This is a genomic window from Ruegeria sp. CF8 (assembly GCF_056537285.1).
Map to the genome: position 1 here is coordinate 1 of NZ_JBQFRG010000009.1, position 18,939 is coordinate 18,939.

Here is an 18,939-nt window from a genome sequence, read left to right on the forward strand (position 1 = left end):
CTGCGGTCAGCGTCGTTTTACCATGGTCAACGTGGCCAATCGTGCCGATGTTGACGTGCGGTTTTGTACGCTCAAACTTTTCCTTTGCCATGATGGCCTCCTTTTTCGGTAATGAAGGGAGCCCCTGACCGGAGCTCCCTCAAATCTTCGCTTATGCGTATTTCGCCTGGATCTCGTCCGAGATGTTCTGCGGAACCGGATCGTAGTGGTCGAACTGCATGGTGAACTGGGCACGGCCCGACGACATCGAACGCAGAGTGTTGATGTAGCCGAACATGTTCGCCAGCGGAACGAACGCGTCGATCGCGATCGCGTTGCCGCGCGGTTCCTGACCAGACACCTGGCCACGACGCGAGGTCAGGTCGCCGATGATACCGCCGGTATATTCTTCCGGGGTGATCACTTCGACCTTCATGATCGGTTCCAGCAGTTTCGCGCCAGCTTTGCGCATACCTTCACGCATACACATGCGGGCCGCGATTTCGAACGCCAGAACGCTCGAGTCAACGTCGTGGAACTTACCGTCCAGCAGGGCAACCTTGAAGTCGATCACAGGGAAGCCAGCCAGCGGGCCGCTGTCCATAACCGACTGGATGCCTTTTTCGACACCCGGGATGTATTCCTTCGGGACGGCACCACCAACAATGCGGCTTTCGAACGAATAACCTTCGCCCGGCTCGGTCGGAGTGATCTCGAGCTTGACCTCACCGAACTGACCCGAACCACCCGACTGTTTCTTGTGGGTGTAGGTGTGCTCGACCGGCATCGAGATGGTTTCACGATAGGCCACCTGCGGTGCACCAATGTTCGCTTCAACCTTGAACTCACGCTTCAGACGGTCAACCAGGATGTCCAGGTGAAGTTCGCCCATGCCCTTCATGATGGTCTGACCGGATTCCAGATCAGTTTCCACACGGAAAGACGGGTCTTCAGCGGCCAGACGGGCCAGGCCCTGAGACATCTTTTCCTGGTCGCCCTTGGTTTTGGGCTCAACCGCGATCTCGATCACCGGATCGGGGAAGGTCATGGTTTCCAGAACCACCGGATCCTTCGCATCACACAGGGTGTCACCGGTGGTGGTGTCTTTCAGACCCGCCAAGGCGATGATGTCGCCTGCAAACGCTTCTTCGATCTCTTCCCGGTTGTTCGAGTGCATCATCATCATACGACCGATGCGCTCTTTCTTACCTTTGGTCGAGTTCAGGATCGAGTCACCTTTGTTCATGGTGCCCGAGTAGATCCGGGTGAAGGTCAGCGAGCCAACAAAGGGGTCGTTCATGATTTTGAACGCCAGACCCGAGAACGCCATTGCGTCATCGGCACGACGTGCGATGTCACGAACTTCTTCCTCGTCGCCGGGCTTAAAGCCCATGTAATCAACAACGTCCAGCGGGCTGGGCAGATAGTCGATCACAGCGTTGAGCAGCGGCTGAACGCCCTTGTTCTTGAACGCAGAACCACCCAGAACCGGAACAAACGCGATGTCCAGAGTACCTTTGCGCAGCAGGGCGCGCAGGGTCGGAACGTCGGGCTCATTGCCTTCCAGGTATTCCATCATCGCGTCGTCGTCCATTTCGACGGCCGCTTCGATCATCTTGCCGCGCCATTCGTCAGCCATGTCTTTCAGGCTGTCGCGGATGGGGGCTTTGATCCAGCTTGCGCCCAGATCTTCGCCCTGCCACAGCCACTCTTCCATGGTGACCAGGTCGATCAGACCTTCAAGCTCGGACTCGGCGCCGATCGGGATACCAACCGGAACGGCGCGAGCGCCGGTGCGGTCTTCGATCATGCGAACGCAGTTGAAGAAGTCTGCGCCGATCTTGTCCATTTTGTTGACGAAAACCATACGCGGAACCTTGTAGCGGTCAGCCTGACGCCACACGGTTTCGGTCTGGGGCTCAACACCGGCGTTTGCGTCCAGAACGCAGACGGCACCGTCGAGAACCGCCAGCGAACGTTCAACTTCGATGGTGAAGTCAACGTGGCCGGGGGTGTCGATGATGTTCAGGCGGTGCTTGGGGGTATCGGCGGTTTTACCGTCTTCAGTGCGTTCCCAGAAAGTGGTGGTCGCAGCCGAAGTGATGGTGATGCCGCGTTCCTGCTCCTGCTCCATCCAGTCCATGGTGGCTGCACCATCGTGCACCTCACCGATGTTGTGGGATTTACCAGTGTAATACAGGATACGCTCCGAGCAGGTTGTCTTACCTGCATCGATGTGCGCCATGATACCGAAGTTACGGTACAGTTCGAGCGGATATTCGCGTGCCATTTTTGATAAGCCTCTGAATTACCAACGGTAGTGGCTGAAGGCTTTGTTCGCCTCGGCCATCTTGTGGGTGTCTTCGCGCTTCTTCACGGCGGTACCGCGGGACTGTACAGCGTCCAACAGTTCACCGGCGAGGCGTTCTTCCATGGTGTTTTCGTTGCGGCCACGCGCAGCAGTGATCAGCCAGCGGATGGCCAGTGCTTCGCGGCGCTCGGGGCGCACTTCGACCGGAACCTGATAGGTTGCACCACCAACCCGGCGCGAGCGAACCTCGACGGACGGTTTGATGTTGTCGAGCGCTTCGTGGAACACTTCGACAGGAGCGCGCTTTACCTTGTTCTCAACGCGGTCAAAAGCGTTGTAAACGATGCGCTCTGCGACCGACTTCTTGCCGTCGATCATCAGGTTGTTCATGAATTTGGTCAGAACCTTGTCGCCAAATTTGGCGTCAGGCAGGACTTCGCGTTTTTCGGCGGCGTGACGACGTGACATATCAGCCTCTCCTTCTTACTTGGGACGCTTCGCGCCGTATTTCGAACGACGTTGCTTACGGTCTTTGACGCCCTGAGTATCCAGAACACCGCGCAGGATGTGGTAACGCACACCAGGAAGGTCTTTCACACGGCCGCCACGGATCAGAACAACCGAGTGTTCCTGCAGGTTGTGGCTTTCACCGGGGATGTACGAGATGACCTCGAACCCGTTGGTCAGGCGCACCTTGGCAACCTTACGCATAGCCGAGTTCGGTTTCTTCGGTGTGGTGGTGTACACGCGGGTGCAGACGCCGCGTTTCTGCGGGCACTGCTCCAGGTGCATGGACTTCGAGCGTTTTACTTTGGGCTGCCGCGGTTTGCGGATCAGCTGTTGAATAGTTGGCATTCCGGTTTCTTCCCCGTTTTGCAACACACATGACATGCACGCGCGCTGCGTGCGGCTAAATTCGCTGCGTTCGTGCGTCCACAAGCGCAAAACCCACGAGCGTTCCCATTCCGAGGTGAACGTCGCGGTTGTTTCTCAGAGGGCGCGAACTGTAAAATTGTCCGGGCCTTGACCAGCTCATTACTGGAATCGGCTACGGGGCGGCCCCCGGCACCAAGATGACGCGCGTAATAGGGGGAGTCGGCCCAAGTGTCAACAGCACTATCCCGACGACCGCGACCCGGTGGAGTTTGGGACTTAACCGATTGCCCCAAAAGGCGCTCTCATCCCTGTTGCGACCGGTGTACAGCGGGGGCATAGTTGCGCTGAATACCAGCCGATGGACGACAGATGCAAGTGATTGGCCTGTGCCGTTTTTCCTATCCCGCGATTGGCGGCTTTCGGCTAGGCCACGAAACAATCGAAGAGCAAAGGCAGTTTCTCTATGCGCCCAACAGGATGGAGGAACGCTTGCGCCTATTTGAAACTTTTGCCCTGCCCGGATTTCGCGCGCAAACGGACGAACGTTTTGAACTGTTGGTTGTAACGGGAACTTGCCTGCCGCAACCCTATTCTGATCGGTTGCGGGATCTGATCGCCGGGATCAAACAGGTTCGTATCATCGAAAAAGATCCAGCCGATCATAAGCAGGTGATGAGAGAGGTTCTCAACGCCGCCCGCACCGACCCTCACAAACCCTGTCTTCAGTTTCGGCATGACGACGATGACTCGATCTCGGTCGATTTCATTGAAACCCTGCGCAGCGCCATTCGCGAAAACGCGGGGCTGATGCAGCACTGCGAGTCGGTCGCGATAGACTACAATCACGGTTACGTCGCGAGGTGCGAAGAGCACGGGCTGCAAGTGGCGCAGGTTTTTCGGTCGCTTCTGGGCGTTGGCTTGGGAATGCATGTTCAGGGTGGTAGCGCAAAGACCATCTTTGACCGGATGCATAACAGGTTGGCGCGGTTCATGCCGGTGGTCAGCTACCCCGACGCACCGATGTGGGTGCGCATGCTGCACGGGTTCAACGACTCGGACCATGCCCGCAAGGACACGCGTGAGCTGTTGCCGCTTACACCAGAACAGGCAGAGGATTTGCGCACACGCTTCGCGATCGACCCTAAAGAGTTCGAAACTACATTTTTGGGGAACTAAGACGATGCAGGTTCTTGGTCTTTGCCGTTTTTCTTATCCTGCCGTTGGCGGCTTTCAGACTATGCACGCTTCCATCGAAGAACGGCGGCAGTTTCTGTATAAACCTGAACGGCTGGAAGAGCGGTTCCGGTTGTTTGAAGCCATCGCCCTGCCCGGACTGAAACGGCAAACCGATCAAGATTTTCATCTTCTGATCGTTATTGGTGAGTGCTTGCCTAAGCCCGCCTTCGATCGCCTGCATGATCTGACAGCTGATTTGAAACAAACGCGTATCGTCGCAAAACCTCCGGGCCGACACAGAAAGGTTATGCAAGGGATTATGAATGCCGCGCGCCAAAACCTCGACCTGCCCTGCCTGCAATTTCGCCATGATGACGATGATGCGGTGGCCGTGGATTTCGTCGAACGGCTGCGTGGAACTGTGGGTGAAAGTGCCGGGCTGTTTCAAAGCCAAGCCATGGTTGCGATAGATTTCAACTGTGGCTACCTGGCGCGCGCAGATGCTGGGGGCATTCAAGCCAAGCGCGTGCATCGCCCGTTGATGACAGCAGGACTAGGAGTGTTTGTGCAGGGCGGCAACCGGAAATCGATCATGAACTTCACCCACAACAGGATCAATCGGGCCATGCCTGTGATCACGCACCCTGATAAGCCAATGTGGGTCCGCGGCTTGAATCGGTTCAATGACTCTCCCAGAACCAGAAGCACGGATGTCGAACTCAGCCCCCTTTCGCAGCTTCAGGAGGTCGAGTTTCAATCCCGCTTCGCCATTGACCAGTGCCATGTCAGGCGGGTTCACGCTGTGCCTTGACGGGCCCGCTCGCGGAACAGGGTGAACAAACCAGCACCGACAATCAACGCAGCACCCAGCATTGTCACCGTGTCGGGCCATTCATCGAACACGACCCAACCCAGCCCCAGCGCCCAAAGTAGGCTGGAATACCGAAACGGCGCGACAAACCCAACATCGCCCTGACGCATGACCATGACGCTGAACAGGTAGCCCATCAGCACAAAGATAGCGGCGGCGGCAACCAAGGATCCCGCTGCGGCCGAAACCGGAACCCACCCTTCAAACACCGAGGCAACCGCCGCAGCAATTGCGATAGAGCCTGAGGTTGCCAATGTCACAACCATCGACGGCACATCGGCGGACATACGACGGGTGACGAGATCCCGCACGGTTATCGATGCCACAGCGATCAAGGCGTAGACAGAATAGATGCTGAACCCGTCCGGGCCCGGCCGGACAATTAATACCATGCCAATGAATCCCACCAAAATCGCCAGGGTACGCCGCCAGCCAACCTGTTCGGAAAAAACCAACGCGGCGCCCAGCGTTACCGTCAGCGGCAGTGCTTGCAGAATGGCCGTTACATTAGCAAGCGGCATGTTCTTCAGCGCTGTCAGGAAAAAGAAGGTGGCCGCCAGTTCAGTCAGGCTGCGCAACGCAACAAGCCATTTGTCGTGACGCGAAAAATTCAGATGCAGGGCCCCAAGTGAGCGGGCCAGAAAATAGACCAGAACAACCGCCAAGGCACCCCTTAAGGCCACCAACTGAAACAGGGGCAGATCCTGCAGCGCGATCTTCACCAGCGTATCATTCAGAGTAAACGCGGCCATGCTGCCCATCATCAGCAAGGCACCTTTGGTGTTCGGGGTCATGTTGGCTGGGCTCCGGGCTGGCAAACGCCTGTATTGGCCAAACTATAGGCTTGGATGTCAATATCGCTTGAGTCCGGCACCCGGATGTCAGCCGAAGGGAACAATGGTCCCAAACAGATTCAAACTGGACGGCTCGGTCGTGTCTTTGACAAAATCCACCCAGTCTTGTCCGTAGGTTTGTTCAAAAAAGGTTGGGTACTTCCAAACAAGATTGTGAAAGGTGAACGTCGTCAGCAACGCACCAACCGTAAGCGCGCCAGCAAACTCTCGCAGTTTACCCTTCAGAAATAGCATCACCATGATGCAAGCCCCGCCCGCAAGTCCGAGGCTGACGAAATCCTGCGTGTCAACCTGCCGCTGCACCGGAATACCAACGGATTGATATTGAATGTAACGGGTCAGAAAAACAGCACAGACTCCCAGCAAAAAGGCCCCCAAAAACGCACCGGGATAGGCCAGACGTTGCCAGATGCTCTCGGTTCTGGGCCGAGGTGCGTGTCTTGCATTCTCATCCGAGCGCTGTTTGATCCGCGCAACGCGATCTTCGAAAGAGTTGTTTTCTGTGCCCATGAGCCAATTCAAAATCAAACGTAAATCTCAGGCCAGAGCTAAACTAGAGAGTGTGGAACCGCAAGAACGAGGCTTCGCGATTGAAGTGTGCGTTGGGTCAAGCCAGATCAAAATCGCGTGCTTACCTGCGACAGTAATATGAACCGCGCGCGCTTTGACATGAGCTAACCGAAATCATTGCTTGGACTTCCTGAGTCCTGACCCCAACTGGCCGGAATGAGAAAGGGCCAAATTTAAAGACGAACATAAAGGCGAGCAAAAGCCGTCTCGCCGACCTTTAGGCCTTGCAAACGATTGTGTTTCCACAAAACCAGCCCTACGCTCGTGGTCTCGTTCAGTAGAAAAAGGGGTAGATAGGTGCTTCTGCGACCAATCCTTTGTCTTTGCGCGCTCCTCTTCGCTTCGACATTGAACGCACAAACGCGCGATTATGACGGAGTCCCTTTACCAGAAGCGATAAAGCCAGTTTCTCCTTCTGACCGCGACGGCTTCGCCGGAGCATGGTCTGGCCTGTGGGGCCATCGGCTTAAACATATATTGGTTGTGAACAATGTGCAGCCAAACGGCGATGCTGATGTAATTTATGCGTATGGCGATATGGTAAGTTGGGGAATAAATCGTGACTGGCAAAGGTATCCGGCGCGGATCGAAGGCAACACTCTAACCGTCTTGGGTGACGGCTTTGTGGCTAACTATCGAAAATTGCCCTCAGGTGTTTTGATGGCCGATTTTCAGGCCGGGGGAGCGTTTTCCCAAGCCGTTTTGCACCCATTTGGTCAAAATACCGACGAGCCGAAGTGGACTTCCGCGAATTTTGAACGGATCACGACTGAACTTACTGAAAACGGCCAACCTGTTTCGTTCGAGATTGTTACTTTCAAACCTGTTGGCGCAGGACCCTATCCCCTTGCTATCGTCAATCACGGCTCGACGGGAGATGGAAAAAACCCGGCCATCGCAAAGTTGACCTTCGTAGACTCTGCGGTAGCGCAGTTTCTTGTGGATCGCGGATATTTTGTTGTTTTCCCTCAGCGACGTGGAAGAGGGAAATCAGACGGAGTGTATAACGAAGGATTTAATGAAGACCGCACAACAGGCTACAGTTGTGACACTGACACGTCGCTGGCTGGAGCAGATCGCGCCATTGTCGATCTTGAACATATCGTCGAAGCTATCACAAAAAGGCCCAACGTTTCATCGGATCCAATTCTTTTGAGCGGTGTTTCGCGTGGCGGCATTTTGTCGATGGCATATGCAGGCCGCAGACCAACACAAGTTTCAGGAGTTATCAATTTTGTTGGTGGCTGGATGGCGGAACGTTGTCCCAATGGCGCAGAAATCAATGACGCACTGTTCACTCAGGCGTCTAAATTCCCCCACGATACACTGTCACTCTACGGCGAGAACGACCCATTTTATTCCATAGCGCACACCACAGAACGGTTTCAGACATTCAAAGCTAAAGGTGGTCAAGGAACGTACGTAGTCTTTGATGTCCCTGGTGGAAATGGGCACGCTCTTAGCGCGGCCCACGGCCTTTGGGCTCCAGTTGCCGACGCGTATCTGGAGAGTTTGGATCGTCGTTAATTTGGCGACATGAAACGTAAGACTGCAGGAAAACCAATCCTTTCGTTTGCCGTCAATGTATGCTTGGCAGACACACTGACTAATCTGCCTAAGTTCAGCCCAAAGTCCGGTAAGGACGGCCCTTACAGGCACCAATGTCAGAAATCGTCGCTTTGCGGCTACTGGAACAGGGCGCAGCATTTGGAACTACGGGCTTAATCTTGCCGTTTGACTGCGAACCGAGCAATCGCCGCATTGAACTGGCTATTGACACTTACCCAAGAAAAAAGGCCCCGCATTTTGCAGGGCCTTATTCAAATTTATGCTGTCGAGCTTACTCGCGGCTTTCCGGGGTTTCCACCAGAACGTCCAACTCATCGCCAACCATGTCATCATCGAAGGTCGGCGCGGCCAGAGCGGCGGCGGCTTCGGCCTCTTCCCGGCGGGCTTCGATGACCACGTTGTCACGCGACTGCGCGATGTGGCGGACGGCCTGAGTTGCGCCACCGGTACCGGCGGGGATCAGACGACCAACGATGACGTTCTCTTTCAGGCCAACCAGCTTGTCCTTCTTGCCCTGAACCGAAGCTTCGGTCAGCACGCGGGTGGTTTCCTGGAACGACGCCGCCGAGATGAACGAACGTGTCTGCAGCGAGGCTTTGGTGATCCCCAACAGGATCGGCTCGCCCTGCGCCGGACGACCACCACGCGAGAGGGTCTTCTCGTTGGCTGCATCGAACTCCTGCTTGTCGACATGTTCGCCTTTCAGCAGGGTGGTGTCGCCTGAATCCAGGATCTCCCACTTCTGCAGCATCTGGCGCACGATGACCTCGATGTGCTTGTCGTTGATCTTCACGCCCTGCAGACGATAGACGTCCTGCACTTCGTCGATCATGTAATCCGCCAGCGCTTCGACACCCATGATGGACAGGATGTCATGCGGAGCCGGGTTACCGTCCATCAGGTATTCACCCTTCTGGATGAAGTCCCCTTCGGCGACCGGGATGTGCTTGCCCTTGGGCACCATGTACTCGATGGTCTCCATGGACTCGTCCGCCGGTTCGATACTGATGCGGCGCTTGTTCTTGTAGTCGCGGCCAAAGCGCACGTAACCATCGGCTTCTGCGATGATCGCGTGATCTTTCGGACGACGCGCTTCGAACAGTTCGGCCACACGCGGCAGACCACCGGTGATGTCCTTGGTCTTGGCGCCTTCACGCGGGATACGCGCGACAACGTCACCAGCTTCGATCTTCTGACCGTCTTCGACCGACAGGATCGCATCCACCGACATCGGATAGTGAACCGGGTTGCCCGCGTCGTTGCGGACCGGTTCGCCATCTTCACCGACCAGAATGATCTCGGGCTTGAGGTCGCTGCCTTTGGGAGCCGCGCGCCAGTCGATCACGATCTTCTGGGTCATACCGGTTGCTTCGTCGGTCTCGTCGCGGACAGCAAGGCCCGAAACCAGGTCAACGTATTTCGCGGTACCGGCTTTCTCAGCGATGATCGGCAGGGTGTAGGGATCCCACTCAAACAGCTTGTCGCCACGGGCCACTTTGGTGCCGTCTTTGACGAACAGCTTGGAACCATAGCCCAGCTTGAAGCTGGCACGCTCTTCGCCATGTTCGTCGTTGATCACCAGCTTCATGTTCCGGCCCATGACCAGGCTTTCGCCTGCGGCATTGACCAGGATCTGCGGGTTCTCGAACGCGACAACGCCTTCCTGGTTGGCTTCCTGGAACGACTGCTGACCACCTTGCGCAACACCACCGATGTGGAAGGTCCGCATGGTCAGCTGTGTACCGGGTTCACCGATCGACTGCGCGGCGATGATGCCGACGGCTTCACCGGTGTTCACCATGGTACCGCGTGCAAGGTCACGACCGTAGCAGGTTGCACAAACGCCTTCCTCGGACTCACAGGTCAGAGGCGAGCGGATGCGCATCGACTGAACACCAGCTTCGTCGATGGTGTCGGCCATACGTTCGTCGATCAGCTGACCCGCAGCCACGATCACCTCATCGGTGCCCGGACGCAGAACATCGTCAGCAGCGACACGGCCCAGCACACGTTCGGCCAGCGAGGCAACAACCTCACCGTCGTTCACGGCTGCTTCGGCAGTGATCGCACGCTCGGTGCCACAGTCGATCTCACGAACGATACAGTCTTGTGCCACGTCCACCAGACGACGGGTCAGGTAACCCGAGTTCGCCGTCTTCAGAGCGGTATCCGACAGACCCTTACGGGCACCGTGGGTCGAGTTAAAGTACTCGAGAACGGTCAGACCTTCTTTAAAGTTCGAGATGATCGGCGTTTCGATGATGTCACCGTTCGGCTTGGCCATCAGGCCGCGCATACCGCCCAGCTGTTTCATCTGAGTGACCGAGCCACGCGCACCCGAGTGGGCCATCATGTAGACCGAGTTCGGTTCCTGCTCAGACCCGTCCTCTGCTCGATCCGACGACGAAATCGTCGACATCATGGCTTCGGTGACGCGGTCGTTACACTTCGACCAGGCATCGACAACTTTGTTGTACTTTTCGCCCTGAGTGATCAGGCCGTCCATGTACTGCTGTTCAAAGTCCTTCACCTGACCGCGAGTGTCATCGACGATGCCCCACTTGTCACCCGGAATGACCATGTCGTCCTTACCGAACGAGATGCCCGCCTTGAACGCTTCTTTGAAGCCCATCGACATGATCTGGTCACAGAAGATAACCGACTCTTTCTGACCGCAGTAACGGTAGACGGTGTCGATCACCTGCTGCACTTCTTTCTTCCGCAGCAGGCGGTTGACCAGCTCGAACGGCGCTTTGTTGTTCATCGGCAGCAACGCACCCAGGCGCAGACGGCCCGGAGTGGTTTCATAGCGCTTCTGAACTTCGTTGCCTTCGTCGTCGATCTGCGTGATCCGCGCGGTGATTTTAGAGTGCAGATGCACTTCACCCGCGTCCAGCGCATGCTGCACTTCTTCGATCGAGCCAAAGACTTTGCCTTCGCCCGGCATGCCTTCACGTTCCAGGGTCACATAGTAGAGACCCAGGATCATATCCTGCGACGGAACGATGATCGGTGCGCCGTTTGCAGGCGACAGAACGTTGTTCGTCGACATCATCAGAACACGCGCTTCCAGCTGGGCCTCAAGGCTCAGCGGGACGTGAACGGCCATCTGGTCACCGTCGAAGTCAGCGTTAAAGGCCGAACAGACCAGCGGGTGCAGCTGGATGGCTTTACCTTCGATCAGGACCGGCTCGAACGCCTGAATGCCAAGACGGTGCAGCGTCGGCGCACGGTTCAGCATGACAGGGTGTTCGCGGATCACCTCGTCAAGGATATCCCAAACTTCAGGACGCTCTTTCTCGACCAGTTTCTTCGCCTGTTTCACGGTCGAAGAAAGACCCTTGGCTTCAAGGCGCGAGTAGATGAACGGCTTGAACAGTTCCAGCGCCATCTTCTTGGGCAGACCACACTGGTGCAGCTTGAGTTCCGGACCGGTCACGATGACCGAACGGCCCGAAAAGTCGACGCGTTTACCCAAAAGGTTCTGACGGAAGCGGCCCTGCTTACCTTTCAGCATGTCCGACAGCGATTTCAGCGGACGCTTGTTGGCACCAGTGATCACGCGGCCACGACGGCCGTTGTCGAACAGAGCGTCAACAGATTCCTGCAGCATCCGCTTTTCGTTGCGGACGATGATGTCCGGCGCGCGCAGCTCGATCAGACGCTTCAGACGGTTGTTCCGGTTGATGACGCGGCGATACAGATCGTTCAGATCCGAAGTCGCAAAACGGCCACCATCCAGCGGAACCAGCGGACGCAGTTCCGGCGGAATGACCGGGATCACGGTCATTACCATCCACTCAGGCCGGTTGCCCGACTCGAGGAAGGATTCAACAACCTTCAGACGCTTGATGATCTTCTTGGGCTTCAGTTCGCCGGTTGCTTCGGCCAGATCAGCGCGCAGCTGCTCGGCTTCGGCTTCCAGATCGATCTGGGCCAGCATCTCACGTATGGCTTCGGCACCGATATTCGCTGTGAACGCGTCCATGCCATAGGCATCCTGCGCATCCATGTACTCTTCTTCAGTCAGCATCTGGCCGTAGGTCAGGTCAGTCAGACCGGGCTCGATGACGACGTAGTTTTCAAAGTACAGAACGCGTTCCAGATCGCGCAGCGTCATGTCCAGCATCAGACCGATGCGGGACGGCAGCGATTTCAGGAACCAGATATGCGCAACGGGCGCGGCCAGTTCGATGTGGCCCATACGCTCGCGGCGGACTTTCTGCAGGGTGACTTCCACACCGCATTTCTCGCAGACAACGCCGCGATACTTCATCCGCTTATATTTGCCGCACAGACATTCGTAATCTTTGATCGGGCCAAAGATACGCGCACAGAACAGACCGTCACGCTCGGGCTTGAACGTCCGGTAGTTGATGGTTTCGGGTTTCTTGATCTCGCCATAGGACCAAGAGAGAATCCGCTCGGGCGACGCCAGCGAGACCTTGATCTCGTCGAAAACCTTCGGGGGCGTCAGCGGGTTGAACGGGTTGTTGGTGATTTCCTGGTTCATTGGATTTCCTTTCCAAGCTCCGGGCAATTGATCGTAGACGTGTTGGTGATGTCGACGGGCCCACGCGGCCCGTCACCGTGGACGTGAAGATCGTCCGTCCAATCCACGTCTTCTTTCGTGAGCAATTGCTTGGACCCACATGTTTCTGAAATTGCGGTCATGATTCCTTCGGGTTGAGATGCTCGAGACGTCGCTCGGTAAATCGCCACTTGGTGAGTGGCTGGTTTACCAAGCAAAGACGTCGATCCAGCGGGCAATTCCGAAATTGCGAAACTCGAGTCAGCCGAGCACGCACACAGAATTGCCATTGGAGCGACAGACGTCATCGCTAATCTCACTCCTCAACCTCCGCATCCAGGAGTTCCATATTCAGGCCGAGGCCACGGACTTCTTTAACCAGAACGTTGAACGATTCCGGCACGCCCGCTTCAAAGTTATCCTCGCCCTTGACGATCGACTCATAGACCTTGGTCCGGCCGGCGACGTCATCCGATTTCACGGTGAGCATCTCCTGCAGGGTGTAGGCGGCGCCGTAAGCTTCCAGAGCCCAGACTTCCATCTCACCAAAGCGCTGACCACCGAACTGCGCCTTACCACCCAGCGGCTGCTGGGTAACCAGGCTGTACGGACCGGTCGAACGCGCGTGGATTTTGTCGTCCACCAGGTGGTGCAGTTTCAGCAGGTACTTGATGCCCACGGTCACCGGACGCGCGAATTGCTCACCGGTACGACCGTCGAACAGAACCGACTGACCGCTTTCCGAGAAGCCCGCACGCACCAGCGCGTCGTTGACGTCTGCTTCCTTGGCACCGTCGAAGACCGGGGTTGCGATCGGAACACCGCGGGTCACGTTGCCCGCAGCCTCGATCAGACCATCCTCGTCCAGACCGGTGATGCCTTCTTCGTAGACATTCTCGCCATAGGCCAGCTTCATCGCTTCGCGCACCGGGGTCAGGTCGCCGGAACGGCGGTATTCACCCAGTGCCTCATCGATGTTCAGACCCAGACCGCGCGCGGCCCAACCCATGTGGGTTTCAAGGATCTGACCAACGTTCATACGCGAAGGCACACCCAGCGGGTTCAGACAGAAGTCAACCGGAGTACCATCAGCCAGGAACGGCATGTCTTCCATCGGAACAACCTTGGAGATCACACCTTTGTTCCCGTGACGACCGGCCATCTTATCGCCCGGCTGAAGCTTACGCTTCACGGCGATGAAGACTTTGACCATCTTCATCACACCCGGCGGCAGGTCGTCGCCACGACGGACTTTCTCGACCTTGTCTTCGAAACGGGCGTCCAGAGCACGCTTTTGCACTTCGTACTGCTCGTTCAGAGCCTCAACGATCTGTGCGTCCTGCTCACCTTCCAGCGCCAGCTGCCACCACTGACCACGGGTCAGGGTTTCCAGCAGGTCCTCGGTGATCACCGACCCTGCCTTGACGCCTTTCGGGCCTTTGACAGCGGTTTTACCCAGGATCAGGCCTTGCAGACGCGCATAGATGTTGCGGTCAAGGATCGCCAGCTCGTCGTCCCGGTCACGGGCCAGACGTTCGACTTCCTCACGCTCGATCTGCAGCGCACGCTCGTCTTTCTCGACGCCATGACGGTTGAAGACGCGGACCTCAACGACCGTACCGTAATCGCCCGGCTTCACGCGCAGCGATGTGTCGCGCACGTCAGATGCTTTCTCGCCAAAGATGGCGCGCAGCAGCTTTTCTTCCGGGGTCATCGGGCTTTCGCCCTTCGGAGTGATCTTGCCGACCAGAATATCGCCCGGCTCAACATCCGCACCGATGTAAACGATGCCCGCCTCGTCGAGGTTGCGCAGCGCTTCTTCACCGACGTTCGGGATGTCGCGGGTGATTTCTTCCGGACCCAGCTTGGTGTCACGGGCAGCGACTTCAAACTCCTCGATATGGACCGAGGTAAAGACGTCGTCACGCGCGATACGTTCCGAGATCAGGATCGAGTCTTCGTAGTTGTAACCGTTCCACGGCATGAACGCGACGACCACGTTCTTACCAAGGGCCAGTTCACCCATATCGGTCGACGGACCGTCGGCAATGACTTCGCCCTTCTGGACGGTGTCACCCACCTTGATCAGCGGACGCTGGTTGATACAGGTGTTCTGGTTCGAACGCTGGAATTTGCGCAGACGGTAGATGTCAACGCCAGCGTCGCCCAGTTCCAGATCTTCGGTGGCGCGGATAACGATACGCTGGGCATCGACCTGGTCGATGATACCGGCGCGTTTCGCCTGAATCGCAGCACCCGAGTCGATCGCAACCTTTTCCTCGATCCCGGTACCGACCAGCGGCGCTTCGGCGCGCAGCAGCGGAACCGCCTGACGTTGCATGTTCGAGCCCATCAGAGCGCGGTTGGCGTCGTCATTTTCAAGGAACGGGATCAGCGATGCGGCGACCGAGACCAGCTGTTTCGGCGACACGTCGATCAGGTCAACATTCTCGCGCGGGGCAAGCGTGTAATCACCGGCCTGACGGGTCGACACCAGATCGTTGATGAACTTGCCATCCGCATCCAAGGTCGCGTTCGCCTGCGCCACGGTGTGACGCATTTCTTCGGTCGCAGACATGTAGTGAACCTCATCGGTCACCTCGGCGTCTTTGACAACTCGATACGGTGTTTCGATGAAGCCATACTTGTTCACGCGGGCAAAAGTGGCCAGCGAGTTGATCAGACCAATGTTCGGGCCTTCCGGCGTTTCGATCGGGCACATCCGGCCATAATGGGTCGGGTGTACGTCGCGCACCTCAAAGCCCGCACGCTCACGTGTCAGACCACCGGGGCCAAGCGCCGAGAGACGGCGTTTGTGGGTGACTTCCGACAGCGGGTTGGTCTGGTCCATGAATTGCGACAGCTGCGACGAGCCGAAGAATTCGCGGACAGCAGCCGCTGCCGGTTTCGCGTTGATCAGGTCCTGAGGCATGACGGTGTCGATCTCGACCGACGACATACGCTCTTTGATCGCGCGCTCCATGCGCAGCAGGCCAACGCGGTACTGATTTTCCATCAGTTCGCCGACCGAGCGCACACGACGGTTGCCGAGGTGGTCGATATCGTCCACGTCGCCTTTGCCGTCACGCAGTTCCACCAGCGCCTTGATGCAGGCCACGATGTCTTCGCGGCGCAGGGTACGCAGGGTGTCCGGCGCATCCAGAGCCAGACGCATGTTCATCTTCACGCGGCCAACGGCGGACAGGTCATAACGCTCGCTGTCGAAGAACAGCGTGTCGAACAGTGCCGACGCAGCCTCGACGGTGGGCGGCTCGCCCGGACGCATGACGCGATAGATGTCCATCAGCGCGGTTTCGCGGCTCATGTTCTTGTCCTGAGCCATGGTGTTGCGCATGTACGGACCAACATTGACGTTGTCGATGTCCAGAACCGGGATGTCGGTGATGCCCGCATCGATCAGTTCTTTGACAGTTCCGCCAATCAGGTCGCCGTCTTTGTCATATTCCAAGGTCAGCTCATCACCGGCTTCGACATAGATCGCGCCGTTTTCTTCGTTGATGATGTCCTTGGCGACGAATTTGCCAACGATGTGATCGAACGGAACCAGAAGGTCGGTAACGGTGCCTTCGTCGATCAGTTTTTTGACCGCGCGCGGGGTAACTTTCTTACCCGCTTCGGCAATCACTTCACCGGATTTGGCGTCGACCAGATCATAGGTCGGGCGTGTACCACGCACACGTTCGGGGAAGAACGGAGTGATCCAGCCCTTCTTCTTGTCCAGCTTGTAGGACACGGTGTTGTAATACGCGTCCATGATCGCTTCCTGGTCCAGACCCAGCGCGTACAGCAGGGTGGTCACAGGCAGCTTACGGCGACGGTCGATACGGGCGAAAACGATATCTTTGGCATCGAACTCAAAGTCCAGCCAGCTGCCGCGATACGGGATGATGCGGCAGGCAAACAGCAGCTTGCCCGAAGAGTGGGTCTTGCCTTTGTCGTGGTCAAAGAACACACCGGGCGAGCGGTGCATCTGGGATACGATTACACGCTCGGTCCCGTTTACGACAAAGGTGCCGTTCGGCGTCATCAGAGGCATATCGCCCATGAAGACATCCTGTTCCTTGATGTCTTTTACCGATTTCGCGCCGGTGTCCTCGTCGACATCAAACACGATCAGACGCAGAGTGACCTTCAGCGGCGCGCTGTAAGTCATGTCGCGCTGCATACACTCTTCGACGTCGTATTTGGGTTTTTCCAGATCGTATTTCACGAATTCCAGAACGGAGGTTTCGTTGAAATCCTTGATCGGGAAAACCGACTGGAACACGCCTTTGATGCCTTCGCCGTCTGTGGGCTGCTCTGCATCGCCGGAGCGCAGGAAAAGATCATAAGAAGATTTCTGTACCTCAATAAGGTTCGGCATCTCCAGCACTTCGCGGATTTTGCCGTAGTATTTACGAAGACGTTTCTGGCCAAGGAACGTTTGAGCCATGTCAGATGTCACCTTTCGATGTTCTCAGCGGGCAAAGACACCGTCGGGCCCCGGCATCTTGCACAATCGAGACAACACGTCCGGATCAATTCATGGCCACCGTCCCGAAGGCGGCCTCCCGATCCGAAAACCGTGTCTTAGAAAACGCCCCACGCGTTGAGGCCCTTTCTAAGACAGGTTCGGCTGGACCCGGATTTCTCCGGACCCAGCCAAATTTTTCGGCGCATCAGCGATGCACCTGAGACTAAGCTTAGGCCAGCTCGACTTCGGCGCCAGCTGCTTCCAGCTTGGCTTTGACGTCTTCTGCTTCTGCTTTGTCCACGCCTTCTTTGATCTTGCCGCCGGCTTCGACCAGTTCCTTGGCTTCTTTCAGGCCCAGGCCGGTGATGCCGCGAACTTCTTTGATGACGTTGATTTTCGAAGCGCCGGCGTTCTTCAGAACGACGTCGAATTCGGTTTTTTCTTCCTCAGCTGCACCGCCGGCATCGCCAGCTGCGCCTGCGACCATTACGGCGCCGCCAGCTGCGGGCTCGATGCCGTACTCGTCTTTGAGGATGGTTTTCAGTTCTTGTGCTTCCAGCAGGGTCAGACCCACGATGCTTTCTGCGAGTGCTTTCAGATCAGCCATTGTATTAGCTCTTTCCGTTTTACAGTGTGTGTTCCAACGTCAGGGCAAATGCCCCACGCAGATCATTCAGTGCCAACCGCTTACGCAGCTTCCGCCTTCTCTTCGATGGTGGAAAGGATGCTTGCGATGTTGCTTGCAGGTGCGCCAATCGCGCCGGCGATGTTCGAAGCAGGTGCGCCAATGCAGCCAACGATCGAAGCAATAAGCTCCTCGCGAGACGGCATTTTCGAAACGGCTTCGACGCCTTTGCGGTCCAGAGCGTTCTCGCCCATTGCACCGCCAAGGATTTCGAACTTTTTGTTCTCCTTGGCGAAGTCCTCGGCCACTTTGGCTGCTGCCACAGGGTCCTCGGAATAGGTCAGAACGGTCATCCCTGTCAGCAGGTCGGCCATGCTTTCACACGGCTTACCCTCAAGGGCGATTTTGGCGAGCCTGTTCTTGGCAACACGCACGGAGCCACCCGCGTCACGAGCACGTGCGCGAAGGTCCTGCATCTCGGCAACTGTCAGACCGGCGTAGTGAGCAACCACTACGACGCCAGAGCTTTCGAAGATTTGGCCGAGTTCCTCGACCACTTTCTCTTTCTGGGCTCTATCCACAGTTCTCTCCAAGTTAGGGGCGATACCTCACCCCGGCTCATATTTGCCGCAGCTTTCGCTCCGGCGTTCAGGTCCGTTATTACGGGATTGGCCAAAATGCGCCCGAGGGTGGGACCCTCAGAATTCTTTGGTCTTACCCGTCTCAGGCAGGGAATTAAGGGGCCAGATGGACCCACCCACCGTCTTGGACGAAACGAAAGAAAGCGCACGACGAATCGCACGCTTTATTCCGCAGGTCTACTTAGGGCAGATAGTCGGGGTTTCCAAGGGGTAAATTGCGTCAATTGCAAGCGCACTTTCACATTCGTTAAACCGGGCAAGTTTACCTCCCTGTGGCTTCTAGGTTCGGCGATGACGGGCAAAGGAAACACGTCGCCATCAACACCGGTTGGAAACGCCATACAAACTCGGGTGCCTGTGATGACCCTTAGCGAAATCCTGCATCTTTCGCAGAGTGAATGGAAAACGATTTTTTTGATTGACTAAATCGGATCGACACCGGTCAAGTGCGCCGACTTTACG

At 56.7% G+C, this 18,939-nt stretch carries 14 protein-coding genes; 3 read left to right on the forward strand and 11 right to left on the reverse strand.

Annotated elements, in window-relative coordinates; all coding sequences use genetic code 11:
- From ACR0EV_RS18335 to rpsL, 4 genes are all read right to left on the reverse strand, one after another.
- Positions 1–91, reverse strand: a 91-nt coding sequence (locus ACR0EV_RS18335) for a GTP-binding protein (protein WP_215675807.1), incomplete at its 3' end; no start/stop codon positions are given.
- A gap of 60 nt (positions 92–151) precedes the next feature.
- Positions 152–2,269 (reverse strand): elongation factor G, encoded by a 2,118-nt coding sequence (gene fusA, locus ACR0EV_RS18340; protein ID WP_480801432.1) that lies wholly within the window; start codon positions 2,267–2,269, stop codon positions 152–154.
- Positions 2,270–2,287: 18 nt separating this feature from the next.
- Positions 2,288–2,758: a 30S ribosomal protein S7 gene (gene rpsG, locus ACR0EV_RS18345; protein ID WP_010441203.1), complete on the reverse strand. Its 471-nt coding sequence runs from the start codon at positions 2,756–2,758 to the stop codon at positions 2,288–2,290.
- Between the two features lie 15 nt (positions 2,759–2,773).
- Positions 2,774–3,145: a 30S ribosomal protein S12 gene (gene rpsL, locus ACR0EV_RS18350; protein WP_005621086.1), complete on the reverse strand. Its 372-nt coding sequence runs from the start codon at positions 3,143–3,145 to the stop codon at positions 2,774–2,776.
- A gap of 390 nt (positions 3,146–3,535) precedes the next feature.
- On the opposite strand from rpsL, the gene ACR0EV_RS18355 reads away from it, so the two are divergent.
- Together ACR0EV_RS18355 and ACR0EV_RS18360 are read left to right on the forward strand one after the other, a co-directional pair.
- Positions 3,536–4,342 carry a putative rhamnosyl transferase gene (locus ACR0EV_RS18355; RefSeq protein WP_480801433.1) on the forward strand — a complete coding sequence of 269 codons (807 nt, stop codon included), beginning with the start codon at positions 3,536–3,538 and terminating at the stop codon, positions 4,340–4,342.
- Positions 4,343–4,346: 4 nt separating this feature from the next.
- Positions 4,347–5,153 (forward strand): putative rhamnosyl transferase, encoded by an 807-nt coding sequence (locus ACR0EV_RS18360; protein ID WP_480801434.1) that lies wholly within the window; start codon positions 4,347–4,349, stop codon positions 5,151–5,153.
- Here ACR0EV_RS18360 and ACR0EV_RS18365 read toward each other — a convergent pair.
- Positions 5,138–6,007: a DMT family transporter gene (locus tag ACR0EV_RS18365; RefSeq protein ID WP_480801435.1), complete on the reverse strand. Its 870-nt coding sequence runs from the start codon at positions 6,005–6,007 to the stop codon at positions 5,138–5,140. The genes ACR0EV_RS18360 and ACR0EV_RS18365 overlap by 16 nt on opposite strands.
- Before the next feature lie 87 nt (positions 6,008–6,094).
- A complete protein-coding gene (locus ACR0EV_RS18370; protein ID WP_480801436.1) occupies positions 6,095–6,577 on the reverse strand; it encodes a hypothetical protein in 483 nt (160 codons plus the stop codon).
- A 357-nt stretch (positions 6,578–6,934) separates the two neighbouring features.
- Between ACR0EV_RS18370 and ACR0EV_RS18375 the strand changes: the two genes are divergently transcribed.
- On the forward strand, positions 6,935–8,164 hold the full coding sequence (locus ACR0EV_RS18375; protein WP_480801437.1) for an alpha/beta hydrolase family protein: 1,230 nt from the start codon (positions 6,935–6,937) through the stop codon (positions 8,162–8,164).
- Positions 8,165–8,477: 313 nt separating this feature from the next.
- On the opposite strand, the gene rpoC is transcribed toward ACR0EV_RS18375, so the two are convergent.
- The 5 genes from rpoC to rplJ all read right to left on the reverse strand — a co-directional run bounded on the left by rpoC (position 8,478) and on the right by rplJ (position 18,417).
- Positions 8,478–12,719, reverse strand: a complete 4,242-nt coding sequence (gene rpoC / locus ACR0EV_RS18380; RefSeq protein WP_171236018.1) for a DNA-directed RNA polymerase subunit beta' — start codon at positions 12,717–12,719, stop codon at positions 8,478–8,480.
- Positions 12,716–12,880, reverse strand: a complete 165-nt coding sequence (locus ACR0EV_RS18385) for a hypothetical protein (protein WP_480801438.1) — start codon at positions 12,878–12,880, stop codon at positions 12,716–12,718. Before ACR0EV_RS18385 ends, rpoC begins: the two co-directional genes overlap by 4 nt.
- Positions 12,881–13,053: 173 nt before the next feature.
- Positions 13,054–17,190 (reverse strand): DNA-directed RNA polymerase subunit beta, encoded by a 4,137-nt coding sequence (gene rpoB, locus ACR0EV_RS18390; RefSeq protein WP_480801439.1) that lies wholly within the window; start codon positions 17,188–17,190, stop codon positions 13,054–13,056.
- A gap of 250 nt (positions 17,191–17,440) precedes the next feature.
- Positions 17,441–17,818 (reverse strand): 50S ribosomal protein L7/L12, encoded by a 378-nt coding sequence (gene rplL, locus ACR0EV_RS18395; RefSeq protein WP_152459178.1) that lies wholly within the window; start codon positions 17,816–17,818, stop codon positions 17,441–17,443.
- A gap of 80 nt (positions 17,819–17,898) precedes the next feature.
- Complete coding sequence (gene rplJ / locus ACR0EV_RS18400) at positions 17,899–18,417, reverse strand: 50S ribosomal protein L10 (protein WP_480801440.1); 519 nt, start codon at positions 18,415–18,417, stop codon at positions 17,899–17,901.
- Positions 18,418–18,939: the final 522 nt, after the last annotated feature.